The organism is Kitasatospora paranensis (assembly GCF_039544005.1).
Classification (GTDB): Bacteria; Actinomycetota; Actinomycetes; order Streptomycetales; family Streptomycetaceae; genus Kitasatospora; species Kitasatospora paranensis.
In genome coordinates, this window is sequence record NZ_BAABKV010000001.1 from 8,038,205 (window position 1) to 8,055,144 (window position 16,940).

At 73.5% G+C, this 16,940-nt stretch carries 17 protein-coding genes and 2 pseudogenes; 9 read left to right on the forward strand and 10 right to left on the reverse strand.

Annotation, left to right across the window (positions count from 1 at the left end; genetic code table 11):
- The first annotated feature begins 29 nt into the window (after nt 1-29).
- Nucleotides 30-641 carry a Type 1 glutamine amidotransferase-like domain-containing protein gene (locus tag ABEB13_RS38200; protein ID WP_345709205.1) on the forward strand — a complete coding sequence of 204 codons (612 nt, stop codon included), beginning with the start codon at nt 30-32 and terminating at the stop codon, nt 639-641.
- 137 nt (nt 642-778) lie between these two features.
- On the opposite strand, the pseudogene ABEB13_RS38205 reads toward ABEB13_RS38200, so the two are convergent.
- From ABEB13_RS38205 to ABEB13_RS38215, 3 genes and pseudogenes are all read right to left on the reverse strand, one after another.
- Nucleotides 779-1,509: pseudogene (locus ABEB13_RS38205) on the reverse strand (dienelactone hydrolase family protein).
- Nucleotides 1,510-1,734: 225 nt separating this feature from the next.
- Nucleotides 1,735-1,998 (reverse strand): hypothetical protein, encoded by a 264-nt coding sequence (locus tag ABEB13_RS38210; RefSeq protein ID WP_345709206.1) that lies wholly within the window; start codon nt 1,996-1,998, stop codon nt 1,735-1,737.
- A gap of 268 nt (nt 1,999-2,266) precedes the next feature.
- Entirely contained in the window at nt 2,267-2,647 is a 381-nt protein-coding gene (locus ABEB13_RS38215) for a winged helix-turn-helix transcriptional regulator (protein ID WP_345709207.1), read from the reverse strand.
- Nucleotides 2,648-2,753: 106 nt separating this feature from the next.
- Between ABEB13_RS38215 and ABEB13_RS38220 the strand changes: the two genes are divergently transcribed.
- The 3 genes from ABEB13_RS38220 to ABEB13_RS38230 all read left to right on the forward strand — a co-directional run bounded on the left by ABEB13_RS38220 (nt 2,754) and on the right by ABEB13_RS38230 (nt 5,851).
- A complete protein-coding gene (locus ABEB13_RS38220; protein ID WP_345709208.1) occupies nt 2,754-3,116 on the forward strand; it encodes a DoxX family protein in 363 nt (120 codons plus the stop codon).
- A 67-nt stretch (nt 3,117-3,183) separates the two neighbouring features.
- Nucleotides 3,184-3,711, forward strand: coding sequence for a hypothetical protein (locus ABEB13_RS38225; protein WP_345709209.1), 528 nt, complete (start codon nt 3,184-3,186; stop codon nt 3,709-3,711).
- 307 nt (nt 3,712-4,018) lie between these two features.
- The gene (locus ABEB13_RS38230) at nt 4,019-5,851 is read left to right on the forward strand and encodes a glycoside hydrolase family 15 protein (RefSeq protein WP_345709210.1); all 1,833 of its coding nucleotides are present in this window, start codon (nt 4,019-4,021) and stop codon (nt 5,849-5,851) included.
- 65 nt (nt 5,852-5,916) lie between these two features.
- Here the strand turns inward: ABEB13_RS38230 and ABEB13_RS38235 are convergent, their stop codons facing one another.
- Both ABEB13_RS38235 and ABEB13_RS38240 read right to left on the reverse strand, forming a co-directional pair.
- Complete coding sequence (locus tag ABEB13_RS38235) at nt 5,917-6,255, reverse strand: helix-turn-helix domain-containing protein (protein WP_345709211.1); 339 nt, start codon at nt 6,253-6,255, stop codon at nt 5,917-5,919.
- Complete coding sequence (locus ABEB13_RS38240; protein ID WP_345709212.1) at nt 6,228-7,595, reverse strand: PucR family transcriptional regulator ligand-binding domain-containing protein; 1,368 nt, start codon at nt 7,593-7,595, stop codon at nt 6,228-6,230. The genes ABEB13_RS38235 and ABEB13_RS38240 overlap by 28 nt, the downstream gene beginning before the upstream one ends.
- Nucleotides 7,596-7,901: 306 nt before the next feature.
- On the opposite strand from ABEB13_RS38240, the pseudogene ABEB13_RS38245 reads away from it, so the two are divergent.
- Both ABEB13_RS38245 and ABEB13_RS38250 read left to right on the forward strand, forming a co-directional pair.
- A pseudogene (locus ABEB13_RS38245) lies at nt 7,902-9,580 on the forward strand (thiamine pyrophosphate-binding protein).
- 70 nt (nt 9,581-9,650) lie between these two features.
- Nucleotides 9,651-11,096, forward strand: coding sequence for a gamma-aminobutyraldehyde dehydrogenase (locus tag ABEB13_RS38250; RefSeq protein ID WP_345709213.1), 1,446 nt, complete (start codon nt 9,651-9,653; stop codon nt 11,094-11,096).
- Here the strand turns inward: ABEB13_RS38250 and ABEB13_RS38255 are convergent.
- Complete coding sequence (locus tag ABEB13_RS38255) at nt 11,060-11,521, reverse strand: Lrp/AsnC family transcriptional regulator (RefSeq protein WP_345709214.1); 462 nt, start codon at nt 11,519-11,521, stop codon at nt 11,060-11,062. The genes ABEB13_RS38250 and ABEB13_RS38255 overlap by 37 nt on opposite strands.
- On the opposite strand from ABEB13_RS38255, the gene ABEB13_RS38260 reads away from it, so the two are divergent.
- Nucleotides 11,520-12,095, forward strand: coding sequence for a hypothetical protein (locus ABEB13_RS38260; protein WP_345709215.1), 576 nt, complete (start codon nt 11,520-11,522; stop codon nt 12,093-12,095). The genes ABEB13_RS38255 and ABEB13_RS38260 overlap by 2 nt on opposite strands.
- Here the strand turns inward: ABEB13_RS38260 and ABEB13_RS38265 are convergent.
- The 3 genes from ABEB13_RS38265 to ABEB13_RS38275 form a co-directional block, all read right to left on the reverse strand.
- Complete coding sequence (locus tag ABEB13_RS38265) at nt 12,081-12,317, reverse strand: hypothetical protein (protein WP_345709216.1); 237 nt, start codon at nt 12,315-12,317, stop codon at nt 12,081-12,083. The genes ABEB13_RS38260 and ABEB13_RS38265 overlap by 15 nt on opposite strands.
- Complete coding sequence (locus tag ABEB13_RS38270; protein WP_345709217.1) at nt 12,314-12,604, reverse strand: hypothetical protein; 291 nt, start codon at nt 12,602-12,604, stop codon at nt 12,314-12,316. The genes ABEB13_RS38265 and ABEB13_RS38270 overlap by 4 nt, the downstream gene beginning before the upstream one ends.
- Before the next feature lie 141 nt (nt 12,605-12,745).
- A complete protein-coding gene (locus ABEB13_RS38275; protein ID WP_345709218.1) occupies nt 12,746-13,555 on the reverse strand; it encodes an alpha/beta fold hydrolase in 810 nt (269 codons plus the stop codon).
- Between the two features lie 284 nt (nt 13,556-13,839).
- On the opposite strand from ABEB13_RS38275, the gene ABEB13_RS38280 reads away from it, so the two are divergent.
- Nucleotides 13,840-15,150 (forward strand): Rieske 2Fe-2S domain-containing protein, encoded by a 1,311-nt coding sequence (locus ABEB13_RS38280; protein WP_345709219.1) that lies wholly within the window; start codon nt 13,840-13,842, stop codon nt 15,148-15,150.
- A gap of 47 nt (nt 15,151-15,197) precedes the next feature.
- Here ABEB13_RS38280 and ABEB13_RS38285 read toward each other — a convergent pair whose 3' ends face one another.
- A complete protein-coding gene (locus tag ABEB13_RS38285) occupies nt 15,198-15,818 on the reverse strand; it encodes an L-threonylcarbamoyladenylate synthase (protein ID WP_345709220.1) in 621 nt (206 codons plus the stop codon).
- Nucleotides 15,819-16,127: 309 nt separating this feature from the next.
- On the opposite strand from ABEB13_RS38285, the gene ABEB13_RS38290 reads away from it, so the two are divergent.
- Nucleotides 16,128-16,868 (forward strand): hypothetical protein, encoded by a 741-nt coding sequence (locus ABEB13_RS38290; RefSeq protein ID WP_345709221.1) that lies wholly within the window; start codon nt 16,128-16,130, stop codon nt 16,866-16,868.
- Nucleotides 16,869-16,940 lie beyond the last annotated feature (72 nt).

Below are 16,940 nucleotides of genomic sequence, written 5' to 3' on the forward strand. Positions count from 1 at the left end.
CGGCCCGGCCGACGACACCAGGAGGCAGCATGAAGCTTCTTCTCACGTCCGCGGGCATCAAGAACCCGACCATTCACAACGCGCTGGTCGACCTCCTGGGCAAGCCGATCGCCGACTCCAACGCGCTCTGCATCCCCACCGCCGGGTACGGGCATCCCATGGGCAGTCCGGGCGGGGCATGGCGCTTCATCACCGGACAGTCCTCCACACCCATGTGCGAGCTGGGTTGGAAGTCCCTGGGGGTGTTGGAGCTGACCGCGCTGCCCAGCATCGGCGCGGAGCGCTGGGTCCCCTGGGTCCGGGAGGCCGACGTGCTGTTGGTGAACGGCGGCGACGCCCTGTACCTGTGCCACTGGATGCGGGAGTCCGGACTGGCGGATCTGCTGCCCTCGCTGCGCGACAAGGTGTGGGTGGGGCTGAGCGCCGGGAGCATGGTGATGACCCCCGGATCGGGGCGGACTTCGTCGAGTGGCAGCCGCCCACCGGGGGCGACAGCACCCTGGGGGTCGTCGACTTCTCGATCTTCCCGCACCTGGACCACCCGGACCTGCCGGAGAACACCATGGCCGACGCGACGAGGTGGGCGGCCGACCTCCCGAACCCGGCGTACGCGATCGACGACGACACCGCCATCACGGTGACCGACGGCACCGTCGAGGTCGTCTCCGAGGGGCACTGGAAGCTGTTCTCCGCCTGATACGTCAGTTCTCGCACGGTCGCGGGCAGTGCGGGCCCCTGTCGAGTGGCAGGGGCCCGCACTGCGGAGAGCTCCCGGCCCCTACGTCAGGTGCCGTGCGAGGAACTGGGCCGCGGCGTCCCCCGCGAACTGCGGGACACCGGTGTGCCCGCCGAGATTGGCGTGCAGCGTCTTCTCCTCGGAGCCGAAGGCGTCGAACAGGTCCAGGGCCGCCTGCCGGTCGTTGCCCTTGTCGTCCCACTGCAGCAGGACATGCAGCGGGATGGTGACCCGGCGGGCCTCCTCGAACGTGGCGGCGGGCACGAAGCTACCGGCGAACAGGACGGCGGCCGCGATTCGGGGCTCGACCACCGCCAGCCGGGTCCCGATGGCGATCACTCCCCCGAAAAGCCCACCGGGCCGCCGATCTCGGGCAGCGAAAGGAGGGCGGTCAGGGCGGCCTGCCATTCCGGGACGGCCTTGTCGACGAGCGGGAGAACGAGCCGGTCGATGATGTCGTCCCCGACCGGTTCGCCGGCCTGCATTGCTCGTCGCAGGTCGGCACGGGCCTGCTCGGCGGCGGCGGAACGGGGCCGGTCACCGCTTCCGGGGAGCTCGATGGTGGCCGCGGCGAAGCCATCCGCCGCAGACTGCCGGGCCCGGGCCGCCAGTCGCGGGTACATCATCCGGAGTCCGCCGGGGTGGCCCAGAAGGATCAGTGGCGCCGGTTCGGACGCGGATCCGGGCGTCCACAGGATGCCGGGGATCTCGCCGAGGGTGAATTCGCGTTCGAGGACGCCGTCGTCGAGGCGCTGCTCGGAAGTGAAGTGCACGGTCGTGCCTTTCGGGAGTGCTGCTGAACGGCGCTCCCGGACGACCTATCGCCCGACCGTGACCCCGGAGGGGAGCACCCATGTCGATACTGCGTTCACGGGTACCACCTCCTTGTTCTCTCGCACGGCTCCCGGAAACGTAGCAGTGGTCGCCGTGGTCCGCCAAACGGTTTCCCGCGCGGGCCCCGTGGCCGGATGCCGCCCGGATGCGGTGCCGGTGCCGGGCTACGCGTCCGTCCGCCACCATCCGTCCGCCCCGGCGCGCGCCAGTTCGGCGTCGTACGCGTCGGCGTCGAAGTGGAACTCGGGCGGCCGTGTCGTCCCGATGTACGGCATTTCCCAGTCCGACCACTGCACGACACCCCCGCACCGCTGCACCAGCACGGACAGGAAGCCGCAGCAGCCGCCGGTGCACTCGGGCTCTCCCAGCTCGACGCGTTCCGGCTCGCCGGTCGCCCGCAGGGGGCCGAGGCCGTCGGCAGGCAGCACGTCGGCCGCGTACGGGCCTCGGCCCCCACATCGACGGCGGACTCCACGACGTCCTCGCCGTTGACCCGGAACCGCACCTGGGCGGCGAACCGGTGCCCGGGCGGCAGCACCCTGATCTCAAGCCGGTCGAACATCGGGCCACCCTACTCGGGTTGCACCTCCTCGACATTCTCCTCGACCTGCCGCCACTGCTCCTCGGCATGGCCTGGCATCCCGACCACGCGCGACATGCCGAACACCCGGCGCGGCAGGGCCGCCCGACAGCGCGCTACCGGGGATGCCGCGCGTCGTAGGCGGCCTGGCTCAGCTCGATCGCCGGGTTGTTGTCGATGGCCCACTCGGCGAGGGCTGCGGCGGGTTCGATCAGGGTGCGGCCCATCGCGGTGAGCTCGTACTCGACGCGGGGCGGGACTTCGGGGAACGCGGTGCGGGTCACGAGGCCGTCGCGCTCCAAGTGCCGGACGGTGCGGGTGAGCATCCGCTGGGAGATCCCCGGAATGCGCTGCTGGAGTTCGGTGAAGCGCATCCGTTCGCCGTCGAGGGCGGCCACCACCAGCAGGGTCCACTTGTCGGCGATGCGATCCAGGATGCCGCGGATCGCGCGGCCGTCGTCGCCGCGGATGAGGCACGTCGTCCGGTACTTCGACATCGGCCGCCCCCTGTTCGCCACGCACACCGGTGTGCCTTTTGCAGGCGCCCCCATGGTCACCGATCATGTGCCGACCGACAAATCGTCACCATGGTGAAGGACGACAATGAAGATCGCCTACTGGATCGTCGCCGGGCTCCTGGCAGCCTTCTACCTCTATGCCGGTGGCAAGAAGGTGTCGCAGTCCAAGGAGCAGCTGGCGCCCATGATGGGCTGGGTGGACACGGTTCCGATGTGGCAGGTCCGGGCCGTCGGCGCGGTCGAGATCCTCGGCGCCGTGGGCCTCGTGCTGCCGCCGCTCACGGGCATCGCCCCCGCTCTCGCGCCGGCCGCAGCGCTCGGCTTCGCGGTGCTCCAGGTGCTGGCGGCGGCCCTGCACCTGTCCCGGGGAGAGGTCAAGGAGACCGGTCTCAACGCCGTTCTGATAGTGCTCGCCGGGGTCGCGGCCTGGCTCGCCACGACCTGGTGACACATCGGCGGGCGCTGTGGCCGAAAGCCCGTCGACGCAGCGCCGGCCGTTCCCTAGGCTTCTGGCCGTGAGACCGACCCAGGAAACCGTGGCATCGGGCGCCGAGTTCGTCGCGCTGTTGGAGGAACTCTCCCGCGAGCTCGGCGCGCAGGCACCGACCGTCGACGACTTCCTGCTGCGCCGGGCCGGGCTCCTGCCCGGCCACGGCCTCGGCGCACCGGGCTGGTCCGGCCTCGCCGGACAGGTGTGTGCGGCACTCGACGCCCCGCCGACCGGCGGTGCCACGGCCGCCGCCGGCGGGCTCGGCCAGTCAGCGGTGGACACCCCGGACGCGCTCCGCGCCCTGCTGGAAGCACTCGCCGCCGACTTCGTCCGGGACAGTGAAGGCGTGGCGGCCGCGGTCGCCGAGCACGGCCGGGGATGGTTGGACAGCGGGGAGTGGGCCCACCGCACCCTGCCCAGCGTCCTCGACTCCTGGGCCGCCTGGCTGGCGGCCGTGCTCGGCCGCCCACGTCGCTCCGGCCTGACCCCCGTCGAACCGGTCACCTGGGCCGGCGTCGCGGAACAGCTCCTGACCGCCCGCGTCTACGAGTAGGCGCCCATCCCGATGCCTCGTCAGCGAGCCTGGTCGAGGCGAGCGTCGGAGAGCCAGGCCGGTGCGTCGGCAACCGATGCGGCCTCCTGGGACAGGAGGTGGAGCCACACTTCGGCCGCAGGGTCGCCGACCCAGAATCCGGATCCGCGGTAGTTCAGGTTCCGCAGTGCCTGCCCGGCACCGGCAGTGCCACGGCTTCGTCCGGTCCGTGATGTGGGCTGCGGACGGCGCGGTGGCGGCCTCGGCGCGTTGAGGGTGTCGCTCACGCAGCGTGTCGGATAGTGGACATGCTGGAGCCGTTCTGGGATTGGACGCCGATGGACCGCTACCCCCGATTGCCGATCACGGCTTGGTGGGCGACCTGCAGACTGCCGCACTGGTGTCGTCGCAGGGTGTCGTGAACTGGTTCTGTTCGCCGCGGTTCGACTCGCCGAGCGTCTTCGGCGCGCTCCTCGACCACGATCACGGCGGCTACTTCCGGCTGGCTCCGGTGCATGCGGACGCCACGTGCAAGCAGCTGTACTACCCGGACACCGGGGTGCTGGTCACCAGGTTCATGTCGCCGGACGGCGTCGGCGAGGTCGTCGACTGGATGCCGGCGAACACGAGTCGCACCCCGACCGACCGGCACAGCCTGATGCGGGTGATCCGGGCCGTGCGCGGCACGGTGCGGTTCGTCCTGGAGTGCCGGCCGCGCTTCGACTACGGCCGGGCCGAGCACGAACTCGACCTGCAGCCGCGGCAGGCGGCCTTCCGCGGTCCCGGGATCACCGGCCACCTGCAGGCCAGCTTCCCGTTGGAACGGGACGGGCGCGACGTGCGGGGCACGGTGACCCTCGGCGTGGGGGAGTCCGCCGTCGCGGTGTTCAGCACGTGCGCCGCCGGCGGCGAGGCGCCGCCTCCGTGGACGGTGGACGAGGTGACGTCGAAGCTCTGGCAGGAGGTCGACTTCTGGCAGAAGTGGCTGTCCACCTCGCACTACCGCGGCCGATGGGCCGAGATGGTCAACCGTTCCGCCATCACCATCAAGCTCCTCACCTACCACCCCACGGGCGCGCCGGTCGCCGCCGCCACCATGGGTCTGCCCGAGCAGGTCGGCGGGGAGCGCAACTGGGACTACCGGTACTCGTGGGTGCGGGACGGCGCGCTGTCCGTCCGGGCGCTCCTCGACCTCGGCTTCGCCGAGGAGGCGTCGGCGTTCACCAAGTGGCTGGGCGACCGGATGCGCGACCGGGCGGACCTGCCGGGCGAGCGACTGCAGATCATGTACCGGGTCGACGGCGACCCGCACCTGACCGAGGAGATCCTCGACCACTGGGAGGGCTACCGGGGGTCGAGGCCGGTGCGGGCCGGCAACGCCGCCGCCGACCAGCTGCAGCTCGACATCTACGGCGAGGCGCTCTACGCGATGGCCGAGGGCATGGATGTCGGCATGGAGCTGGGCTACCACGGCTGGAAGGGGCTCGCCCGGACGCTCGACTGGCTGGCCGACAACTGGGACCGCCCCGACGAGGGCGTGTGGGAGACGCGCGGCGGCCGGAAGGACTTCACCTTCAGCCGGGTGATGTGCTGGGTGGCCTTCGACCGGGGCATGCGGCTGGCCATCGCCCTCAGCCGCCCCGCGGACATCCCGCGCTGGCGCGTGGCGCGCGACAGCATCCTCGAACAGGTGATGGAGCAGGGCTGGAGCCGGAGCGAGGAGGCCCTGGTCCAGCACTACGGCGGCGACGTCCTGGACGCCTCGCTGCTGCTGATCCCGCGCGTCGGGTTCCTCGCCGCGAAGAGCCCGGGCTGGCTGTCGACGCTGGACGCGATGGAGCGCAAGCTGGTGTCGGACAGCCTGGTGTACCGGTACGACCCCGCCGCGTCCCCGGACGGGCTGCGCGGCTCCGAGGGCACGTTCAGTCTCTGCACCTACCTGTACGTCGACGCCCTGGCCCGGGCCGGGCGCGTCAGGCCCGCGCGGTACACCTTCGAGAAGATGCACACCTACGCCAACCACGTCGGTCTGTTCGCCGAGGAGATCGGCCCCAGTGGCGAGCAACTCGGCAACTTCCCGCAGGCGTTCACCCACCTGTCGCTGATCATGGCGGCATCCACCCTGGACGAGGCCCTCGACAGGCTGCGGAGGCGCGACTGAGCCGGCCGGCCGCCCCTCCCGGAGGACCGGCCGGGCTCGCGTCACCGCAGACGCCACCGCCCAGGTCAGCGCGGGCGCCCGATGTCGTCCTCCCCGTCCGGCAGCCAGCGCAGCGCGAACCAGAGCTCCATGCGCACGTCGGCGTCCTGCAGGTCGGCGTCGAGCAGGACGCCGAGCCGGGTGATGCGCTGACGCACCGTGTTGCGGTGCAGGTCGAGCGCGACGGCCGTCCGGTCCCAGCTGCAGTTCAGCGAGAGCCAGGTCCGCAGCGTCTCCACCAGCGCCGCCTCGCCCGGCGACCCGGCGCCGGCGAGCGGCGCGAACCGGGCCCGGGCCAGCGCCCGTGCGCCGTCCGGTGCCACCAGGGCGTGCAGGCTCAGGTCGTCGGCGCGGTCGCGTTCCACCGCGCTCCCGGTGCCCAGGGCCCGGCGCAGGGCGCGCTCGGCGCGGGCCGCGGCGAGCGGCAGGTCCGCGGCGGTCGCCGGCGAGCTGATGCCCAGTGTCCAGCCCAGCCGGGCGGGCGCGTCCCCGTTCCGGCGCCCGGATCCGCCGCTCCGGGCCCGCCGTCGGCCAGCGGCACGGCGGCCCGCAGGGCGTCGCCGTCGATCTCCAGGTACGGGGTGCCGAGGGCTGTGCCCAGCGCCGCGGTGCGGACGGCGTCCGGCGCCGCCCGGGGGCTGCGACCGGCCGTCGCGGCCCGGCGGCCGTGGATCGCGACCCAGCGCTGCGGCGGCCCGCCGGGCGAGGTGTCGGGGTGCAGCAGCGCGGCGACCTCCGCTCCGTCGGCGCCGAACAGGAGACGGACCAGGGCGGCCGCGCTGCGGGTGTCCCCGCCCAGTGCGTGCCGGGGGCCGGTCAGCAGCGACAGCAGCACCACGCCCACACCCGTCACCGACCGGTCGACGGCGGACAGGGCCGCACCCGCGGCCAGGCCGAGCACCAGCGGGCCGCTCGCGTCCCCGCTCGGCAGCGAGTGGGCGAGCAGTTGCTGTCCCTCGTGGTGCTCGGTGGCCGAGCCCGGCGTCCGGCCCGCCGCCGGGTGCTCCGCGGTCGGCCGTCGCCGCGCGCTCAGCCGGCCCGCGAGCTCGCGCAGCCGTTGCGGCACCGGCTCGTCGGGGCGCAGGCCGGCGCCGAAGAGCTCCTCGCCCGCGCCGTCCAGGAGCACCGCCCAGCCGCCGAGGTGGGACGCCAGCTGCCGCAGCACCGCCTCCACCGCGTCGGGCCGGGCCGCCGCCGATGCCAGCGCGGCCTGCGCCTGCGACATGCGCCGGGAGTCCCGGCTGCGCGCCTCGGCCATGGCCAGGTGCACCGCCCGACCGACGGCGACGAACGGTGTCCGCGGCGGCACGCGCAGCAGCCGCAGTCCGTGCCGCTCGCACGCGGCCACAAGCTCCGCGGGCACCTCCGCGTGCACCGGTGCGACCCCGAAGCCGAGCGCGGCGACATCGGCCGCCACCAGCCGCCGCACGTAGGCGTCGACGTCCTGCGGGGCGGTGCTCAGGTGCCGGCCCGCGGTGAGCAGCAGCTCGCCGCCGAGCAGGTACTCCGTCGGGTCCTCCCACTCGGTGGTGTGGACCATGGCGACCGGCCGGTCGGCGGCCGGCCCGGCCACCCGTTCCAGCCCCAGTCCGGCGTGCGCGAGCACGGCGCTCAACGGCACGGTGACCTGCGGCGCCGGTCCGGAGCCGGCAGGCGGCAGGGCTCTGGTGGTCCGGCCGCCCTCGGCCCGGTCGGAATCCGGCATCGCACTCCCTGGTCGTCGAGAAGGGCCCGCTGGCATCGACCGGTCCGAGTCCGCCCGCCCTCGCTCCCCAGTGTGCAGGACATCCACTCCCATGCCGACGACAGGGCGGAACGCACACTTCCGACCGCCGTCGGCCGGGCCTAGGTTCGTGGTGCGGGCCGGAACAGCCGCCCACGGCCCGGGCCGCCCGGGCGGGACGCCGGCACCGCCTGCAGGGCCCGGGCACCGGTACACCGGGCCGTCCCCCGACCGGCACGGACCGTCCGCCGCCCGACCACACCGACCGAGAGCCACCTGAGGACCCTGATGAACAGCACCTTCGAACGACCCGAGCCGGCCGACACCTCCCGCGCCCCCCGCAACGGCGGCGATCTGGTCGTCGAGTCCCTCGTCGGCCTCGGTGCCCAGGCGGTGTTCGGCATCCCCGGCCAGCACGCGCTGGGCCTGTTCGACGCGCTGAGCCGTTCCGGGCTGCGCTACGTGGGCCTGCGGGTGGAGAACAACGCGGGCTTCGCCGCGGACGGCTACGCCCGCACCACCGGTACGGTCGCGCCGCTGTTCCTCTCCACCGGCCCGGGTGCGCTGACCTCGCTCGCCGCGCTCCAGGAGGCCGCCGCCGCCTCCGCCCCGGTCCTCGCGGTCTCCTCGCAGATCCCCTCCGCCGGGCTCGGCGGCCGCCGCCGGGGCTACCTGCACGAACTCGTCGACCAGCAGGCCAGTTTCCGCGACGTGGTGAAGTCCGTGCACATCGCCCGCACCGCCTCGCAGATCCCCTCCGCGCTGGCCGCCGCCTGGGAGTCCGCCCTCACCGCACCGTACGGCCCGGTCTGGGTGGAGATCCCGCAGGACGTGCTGCTCGCCCCCACCACCGTGCCGCCCGTCACGGGCCTGCGCGCCGAACCCCGCCCGCTGCCGGCGCGCCCCGAACTCGTCGCCGGGGCCGCCGCCCTGCTGGCCGGGGCCGAGCGCCCGGTGATCCTGGCCGGCGGCGGTGTCGTCCGCGCCGGTGCGGACGGCGAACTGCTGCGCCTGGCAGAGCTGTTGGACGCTCCGGTGGCATGCACCTTCGGTGCGAAGGGCGCCTTTCCGTGGGAGCACCCGCTGTCGCTGCAGTCCTGGCTGGAGGACCGGCACACCACCGACCTGCTGGCCGACGCCGACGTGCTGCTCGTCGTCGGCTCCGGGCTCGGCGAACTCTCCAGCAACTACCACACCCTGCGCCCGGGCGGCCGGGTGATCCAGATCGAGGCCGACCTCGGCAAGCTGGAGTCCAACCACCCGGCGCTCGGCATCCACGCCGACGCCCGCCTCGCGCTCGACGCCCTCGCCGACGCCGTGGCCGACTCCTCTCCGGCCGCCCCAGGCGCGACGGGCGCGGCGCGGCCGTGGCCGCCGAGCTCCTCGAGCGCGTCCGCGAGCGGATCGACGGCCAGGGCCTGGACCTGGAGCGGCAGGTGCTGGCCGCCGTCCGGGACGCGCTGCCCGACGACAGCCCGGCCTTCTTCGACATGACCATCCTCGGCTACTGGGCCTGGTCCGCGTGGGACGCCCGCCGCCCCGGCGCGATGCACTCCGCGCAGGGCGCCGGCGGCCTCGGCTACGGCTACCCGGCCGCCCTCGGCGCCGCCGCCGCCCGGCCCGGCCGGCCGGTCCTCGCGGTCTCCGGCGACGGCGGAGCCATGTACTCGATCGCCGAACTCGCCACCGCCCGCCAGCACGGCCTGGACGTCACCTGGCTGATCGTCGACGACGGCGGCTACGGCATCCTGCGCGAGTACATGACCGACACCTTCGGTGCGGCCACCGGCACCGAACTGGCCCGGCCCGACTTCGTCCGCCTCGCCGAGGCCTTCGGCGTCCCGGCCGTCGAAACCACCCCGGACACCCTCCGGGCCGACCTCGCCGCCGCCCTCGCCACCCCGGGCCCCGGCGTCGTCGTGCTCCCCGCCCTGCTCCGGATGTTCGCCCCCACCCACCTCGACTGACCCGCCGCACCGCCCGCACCGCGGTCCTGCCGATCCATCACCCCACCCCACCCCAAACCGAGGAGAGTGCATGAGCGCGCTCAGCCCGCTGCGCAACTACATCGACGGTGCGTTCACCGACGCGGCCGACGGGCGCACCACCCTGGTCGTCGACCCGTCCACCGGCGAGGCCTACGCCACCGCGCCGCTGTCCGCCGCCGCCGATGTCGACCGGGCGATGGCCGCCGCGGAGGCCGCCTTCGGCCCCTGGCGGGACACCACCCCGGCCCGCCGCCAGCTGGCCCTGCTGAAGATCGCGGACGCCGTCGAGGCGCGGGCCCGGGAACTGGTCGACGCCGAGTGCCGCGACACCGGCAAGCCGCGGAGGATCACCGCCACCGAGGAGATCGGCCCGATGGTCGATCACATCCGGTTCTTCGCCGGTGCCGCCCGCCTGCTGGAGGGCAAGGCCGCGGGCGAGTACATGGACGGCATGACCTCGATCGTCCGCCGTGAGCCGGTCGGCGTCTGCGCCCAGGTCGCGCCGTGGAACTACCCGATGATGACCGCGGTCTGGAAGTTCGCCCCGGCGATCGCCGCGGGCAACACCGTCGTCCTCAAGCCCTCCGACACCACCCCGGCCTCCACCGTGCTGCTCGCCGAGATCGTCGGTGACGTGCTGCGCGCGATGGACCTCCCGGCCGGTGTCTTCAACGTGATCTGCGGTGACCGGGAGACGGGTCGGCTGATGGTCGAGCACCGGACGCCGGCGATGGCGTCGATCACCGGTTCGGTGCGGGCGGGTATCCAGGTCGCCGAGTCGGCGGCGAAGGACGTCAAGCGGGTGCACCTGGAGCTGGGTGGCAAGGCGCCGGTGGTGGTGTTCGAGGACGCCGACATCGACGAGGCGGTCGAGGGGATCTCGGTGGCCGGTTTCTTCAACGCGGGCCAGGACTGCACGGCCGCGACCCGGGTGCTGGTGCACGAGTCGGTGCACGACGCGTTCGTGGCGGCGCTGGCCAAGGCGGCGGCGGACACCAGGACGGGTGGCGTCGACGACGAGGACGTGCTGTACGGGCCGCTGAACAACGCGAACCAGCTGAAGCAGGTGGCCGGTTTCATCGAGCGGCTGCCCGCGCACGCCAAGGTCGAGGCGGGTGGCCACCGGGTCGGCGAGGTGGGCTACTTCTACGCCCCGACCGTGGTGTCCGGGCTGAACCAGGACGACGAGATCGTCCAGAACGAGGTCTTCGGGCCGGTGATCACGGTGCAGAGGTTCACCGACGAGGACCAGGCCGTGTCCTACGCCAACGGGGTGGAGTACGCGCTGGCGTCCTCGGTCTGGACGAAGGACCACGCCCGGGCGATGCGGATGTCCCGCCGGCTGGACTTCGGCTGCGTCTGGATCAACACCCACATCCCGCTGGTCGCCGAGATGCCGCACGGCGGTTTCAAGAAGTCCGGCTACGGCAAGGACCTGTCCTCGTACGGCTTCGAGGACTACACCCGGGTCAAGCACGTGATGACCGCGATCTGACCCTGACCCTGGCCCCGACCCGGCACCGGCGCAGCCCGTCCGGACGGACGGACGCGCCGAGGAACCGGACGGCGCGTCAGGTAGTGGTGGAGGTCCGCCGCGTCCCGGCACAGCGCGTGGGCGACCAGGTCGGTCGGGCCGGTCGTCGCCGCGACCACCGCGAGTTCCTCGTGCCCGGCCGGTGCCGTCGCCACCGCGTCCGGGTGCGCGGGAGCCACCTGGATCCACAGCAACGCGGAGACGGTGATGCCGAGCAGCGCCGGATCGACGTCCACATCGGAGAACAGCGCGTCGCGCGCCCGCAGTTCGGCCAGTCGGCGGGCCGCCGTGGCCGGGGTGGTGCCGGTCGCGGCGGCCAGGTCCGCGTAGCTGAGGCGGGCGTTCCCCGCTGCACTGGCCACCTCGACGCTGTTCTTCGCCGTCATGGACGGCGTCGTGATCACCGTGGTGCTGCACCTCGAACTCGGGCTCCACGACGGCCCGCTGACCGCGGGACTCACCCTGCTGCCGTGGTCGGCCGGGCCGGCGGCCGGCTCATGGGCGGCCGGCAGCCACCTGGTCCCCCGGTACGGGACCCGCGTCCTGCACACCGGCATCGCCGTCCTCGCCATCGGCCTGGGCGCCGCCGTCCTCGCCTACCGCGCCGCCGGGCCGGGCGGCTACCCGTCCGCGCTGCCTGCCGCGCCGGCCGTGGCCGACTGGGGACGGGCCTGTTCACCCCGCCGTTCTTCGATGCCGCGCTGCGCGGCGTGGGCCCGCAGGAGACCGGCTCGGCCGCGGGCCTGCTCAACGCCGTCCAGCAACTCGGCGGCACCCTCGGCGTCGCGGCCGTGGGTGGCGTCCACCGGGGGCCGGGGGTGCGGGTACCGCGGCGCAGCATGCGCTGGGGGCGGCGGCGCTGGTCCTCGTCGCAACGGCGGCGGCGGTCGCGGCGATGACCGCCAAGCCGGCCCGCCGCTGACGGTCGTCGCCCGCCCGGCCGGGCTACAGCGGCTGTGAACCGTCCACGATCGTGGGATTGATCGTGTCGAAGTACACGCAGTCCGCCTCCGCGGCGAACCGGAACTCGCCGGAGTAGTGCGACCCGGTGATGTGCGCGTTGTAGTCGGTGCCGGCCACCCATGCGGCGTCCATCGGCAGGAACTTCGCCAGCGGCGCCGGTGGCAGGGGTGCGGCGACCCCGGCGAAGCCGTAGCCGGGTGTGCGGACGATCGCCTTCACGGCGCCGGGGGCAGGTGGGCGAACCCGACCACCCGGGTCTGCGGGTCCTGGTCGGGGAGGAGTTCGCGGCCCGAGTCGTTCGGGTTGTAGCCCAGCCAGTGCGGGCCGGACAGCCGGCCGATCGCGAGGAAGCGGCGCTGGAGCGGTTCGACGTCGGACCGCACCCTCTCGCGGTCCGGGACGAACTCGTCGGCCGTGGCCGCGTACACACCGGCGCCGCCGGCCAGGGCGGCGAGCCCGCCCAGCAGGATCCAGCGGCGACTGCTGACGAATGCCGGACGTCCCAAGGACCCCGCCCCCCACGTGTGTGTCAGGGGCCCGATCCTAGCGACCGGTCGTCGTCGTTGTGCCGGAAGGGGGCCGGTGCCGGGGGCCGGCGCCGAGGTGGGCCCTCGCGGTCGGAGCCGCGTGCGGTCAGCGGCGTGCCGTCAGCGGCGCACGCCGAGGACGGCGTCGGCGATCAGGCGGGCCACGGTTTCGGGCTGTTCCACCATCACGAGGTGGCCGCTGTCCGGGACGGTGTCCAGGGTGACGGAGGGGCAGGCCTGCAGTGCGGCGCGCTCACCGTCGGTCAGACCCACCTCGTCCCGGTCGCCGCGCACCACCCGCGCCCGGGCACCCGAGCCGCACAGCCGCGGCACCAGCGAGCCGTGCCGGTCCAGGTACGCGAAGTACTCGGCCATGGCCCGGCGGCAGAAGGGAGCCGTGTTCCTGCGCAGGTCCGCGAGCAGGGCATCCCGCCGCCGCTCCGGGATACTGTCCGCCAGTGCCTTCGGCGCCAGCCACAGCATGGCGGGCCAGGCCAGTGCGCCGAGGCCGGGCACCCGGCCCAGTGCCGTGGCGACCGCGAGGGCCTTGGACTCGTCCGGCCGCGAGAAGGTGGGGGAGAGCAGCACCACCGGCCCGGAGAAGTGCCCGCCGGCCACCATCTCCAGGGCGATGTTGGCGCCGATGCTGTGACCGACCACGGCCGTGCAGCCGTGCTCGGCCGCGAAGGCGCCGGTGATCGCCGCGTAGTTCTCCATCGACACGTCCTTGGGCGCGACCGTCCCGGCGTGCCCCGGGACGGTCGCGGCGACCAGCCGGATCGGCGCCCCGGCGAGGGCCGGGGCCGCCATCATGTCCTCGTAGAAGGCGGTACTGCACAATCCGCCGGGCAGCAGCAGCACCCGATGGGGGGCGTCGACGGGCCCCGACTCCCGGACGTTCCAGGCGTGGAACTGCGCGGTACCGCTCACGGTTCGGACTTCCTCTCGACCGACGCTGTGCCGTGTTCCAGTCTCCGGCGTCACTGCCCGCGGATGAGCGACCCTGGGCCGAATGCGGCATGTCGGAAGGCCGCGGTGGTACGCCGACGCGCCGCCGCGGTTGCCGTTCGGCGTGGCTGCGGCGACCGTGGGGAGGTGGAGCCCGGCGCGGCCGTGCAGTGGTTCCGGCGTGGCATCGCGGGTGTGCGGCAGGCCGTGCGAACCGGTGTGCGGTGCAGCCGTACGACCTCCCCGAGCGCAAGGGAGCACAGCCCATGACCGAGGCCCGACCCGGCCCGTCCGGAGCGGATCGCCGCTCCGCCGCCCCGGCCGCGCAGCAGCTGCAGCCGCACCTGCTGGACGGCCACCGCACGGCCCTCCCGGATCCGGCCCCGGACCTCAGGCGGGTCGGCATCTCGCCGGACCACTGGTACCCGGTTGCGACCTCCCGCAGGGTACGGCGCAACCGCACGTTCGCAGCCGTCTTCGCCGGCGAGCGGATCGCGCTGTACCGCGGGCGCAGCGGCACCGTGCACGCCCTGGAGGACCGCTGCGCGCACCGTCAGGTACCGCTGAGCATGGGCGTGGTGGAGGGCGAGACGCTGCGCTGCTGCTACCACGCCTGGGCCTACCGCGGGAACGGCCGCATCTCGCAGATCCCCTATCTGCCCAAGGGATGCGAACAGCCGCCGCGCGGCGTGCGCTCCTACCCGGTCCGCGAGGCGTACGGGCTGGTGTTCGTGTTCCCCGGGGATCCGGAGCTGGCCGACGCGGCACCGTTCCCCGTCCTGCCCGAGTACCACTCGGCCGGGCACCGGACGATGACCTTCTCCCGCACCGTGCGCTGCCACTACTCCTTCATGCACGAGAACCTGCTCGACATGAACCACCAGTTCCTGCACCGGAGCGTGCTCGGCATGATCCGGCCCGAACTGCTCGGCTACGACAGCGGCCCGCGGCACGTCGAGGCGCGGTACCTGTTCGTGCCGGCCGGCGGCCGGAAGGACCGCGGCGCGGGACTGATGTCCGCGGAGGGGATCGGCGGCCGGGACAGGCCCGACGTCGTCACCATCCGCACCGAGTACCCGTACCAGACCCTGCGGGACGTGCCCGAGGGCGCCGACCTCCCGGCGTTCTCGCTCTGGGCGGCCTACGTGCCGGAGGACGCCGAGCAGCGCGTCAACCACGCGTACGGCCTGCTGACGATCGCGAAGCCGGCCGTCCCCGGAGCCATCCACCTTGCCTGGCCGCTCATCCGCCGCTTCACCGAGCGCGTCTTCGCCCAGGACCGGATGGCCGTCGAGGCGGAACAGCGCGCGTGGGACGAGCAGGGCGAGGACCACAACCACGAGGTGTTCCCGCTCATCCTCGACGTCCGCGACGTGCTGCGCAGCAACGGTGTGCCGCTCTCCGCGGACCGGCCTGCCGGCTGCAGCCCCTGCACGCTGGCCGCCCCGCCCGAGCACGCCGCGCAGCCCGGGCACGCCGCGCGGCCGGGGCACGTCGCCGTCGCCGACCGCGTCGGGCCCCCGGAGCCCCCGACCGCTCCGGCGGCCGACGGCAGTGCGGGGCCGCGACAGCCCTGACTACGGGGTGTCCGGCCTGTCACCAGGACCGGCTGCCCCGCCGCGGTCTACTCGAAGCGTGTCGTGTCGCCGGCCCCGCGCCGGACGATCTCCGCCTGACCGCTGGAGAAGTCGACGACCGTCGTGGGTTCCGTTCCGCAGTCGCCGGAGTCCACCACCGCGTCCAGGACGTGGTCGAGCCGCTCCTTGATCTCCCAACCCTGGGTCAGCGGCTCGTCCTCGCCGGGGAGGAGCAGCGTGCTGGAGACCAGGGGTTCGCCGAGCGAGGCGAGCAGGGCCTGAGTGACGACGTGGTCGGGGATCCTGACGCCCACCGTCTTCTTCTTCGGATGCATGAGGCGCCGCGGCACCTCCTTGGTGGCGGGCAGGATGAAGGTGTAGCTGCCCGGCGTCGCCGCCTTGACCGCCCGGAACACGTCGTTGTCGATGTGGACGAACTGCCCCAGCTGCGCGAAGTTCTCGCACATCAGGGTGAAGTGGTGGCGGTCGTCGAGGCGCCGGATCGACCGGATCCGATCGAGGCCGTCCTGATTGCCCAGCTGGCAGCCGAGCGCGAAGCAGGAGTCGGTCGGGTACGCGATGAGGGCGCCGGACCGCAGGCTGTCGGTCACGGTGCCGATGGTGCGGGACTGGGGGGTCTGCGGGTGCACGTCGAAGTACTTCGCCATTGGCCGACCCTACGGGATCCTCCGCGGACTGGTGGGCCGTCAGGGCCGTTCCGGCAGGAATCCGGCAGGAATCCGGCATGAATGTCGCTCCGCGACCGGCGGGTGGGCCGCTTGCGGGCAGAACGGGGTCGAACGGGGTCGTCGGCCGGACGCCGGTGACCGGGTCGGATCGACCGCCCCTGCGGGCGACGCACACCGGGTCGACACTGGAATGGAGTGCCGGGGCGATCCGCCCGCGGCACCGCAGGCGACCCGCGCACGGCACGGCACGGCACGGCAGGCAGGCACGCACGGCGGACGGGAGTGGTCATGCAGCTCGAACTCCTCAACCAGAGCCCCCGGTACGGGCCCGCCCGGCTGGTCGATCCGCCCCGGCGCGGCTACCTGTACCTGGCCGCCGCCGTCGCGCCGCCCACCGGGCCGCCCTTCCCGCGCGCGAACGAGAAGCGGACGGCGCTGCTCGACCGCCTCAAGGCGCTGGCCGGCGAGGTCGAGGGCCACGAGACGGTGGAGAAGGCCACCGTCTACCGCGCGATCGTCGTCCCGCCGGCCACCGGCTACGCCCGGCAGGCCCGTTTCCACCAGGCCCGCTACGACGTCGCCGTCCTCGTCGAGACCACCTCGGTCGACGGGCTCGACCGGCTGGAGCAGACCGACTCCTACCGGTCGCTCGCCGCTGCGATCACCACGTCCGCCGCCGACACCCATGTCATGCGGGCCTCCTGCGTCAAGTCCACCGGGGACGTCGACAAGACCCGCCCCGGCCTGTTCCTGTTCAACCACTTCGTGGCCGAGGACCACGCCGTCGCACTGGAACTCTGGGACCATCTCGCCGGCTGGTACGCGCGGGAGACCGGCCTCGACAACTCGACCCTCCTGCAGCCGATCGGCGACGCCGACTACGCCTTCGTCAACCACGCCCGCTGGGATGTCGGCGTCCCCCGCTTCCTCCTCCAGCAGATGGCCAGGCCCAGCTTCCGCAGCTACGTGCAGAGCAATCTCCTGGTCAACCGCACCGGCGCGATGCCACTGCTCTACCGCCTGGCCTGAGCACGCCCTGCCGCACGTCCGCACCCGCACCACCCCCGCCGAAGGTCGTCCACCTGCGCACCCGTACGCTGC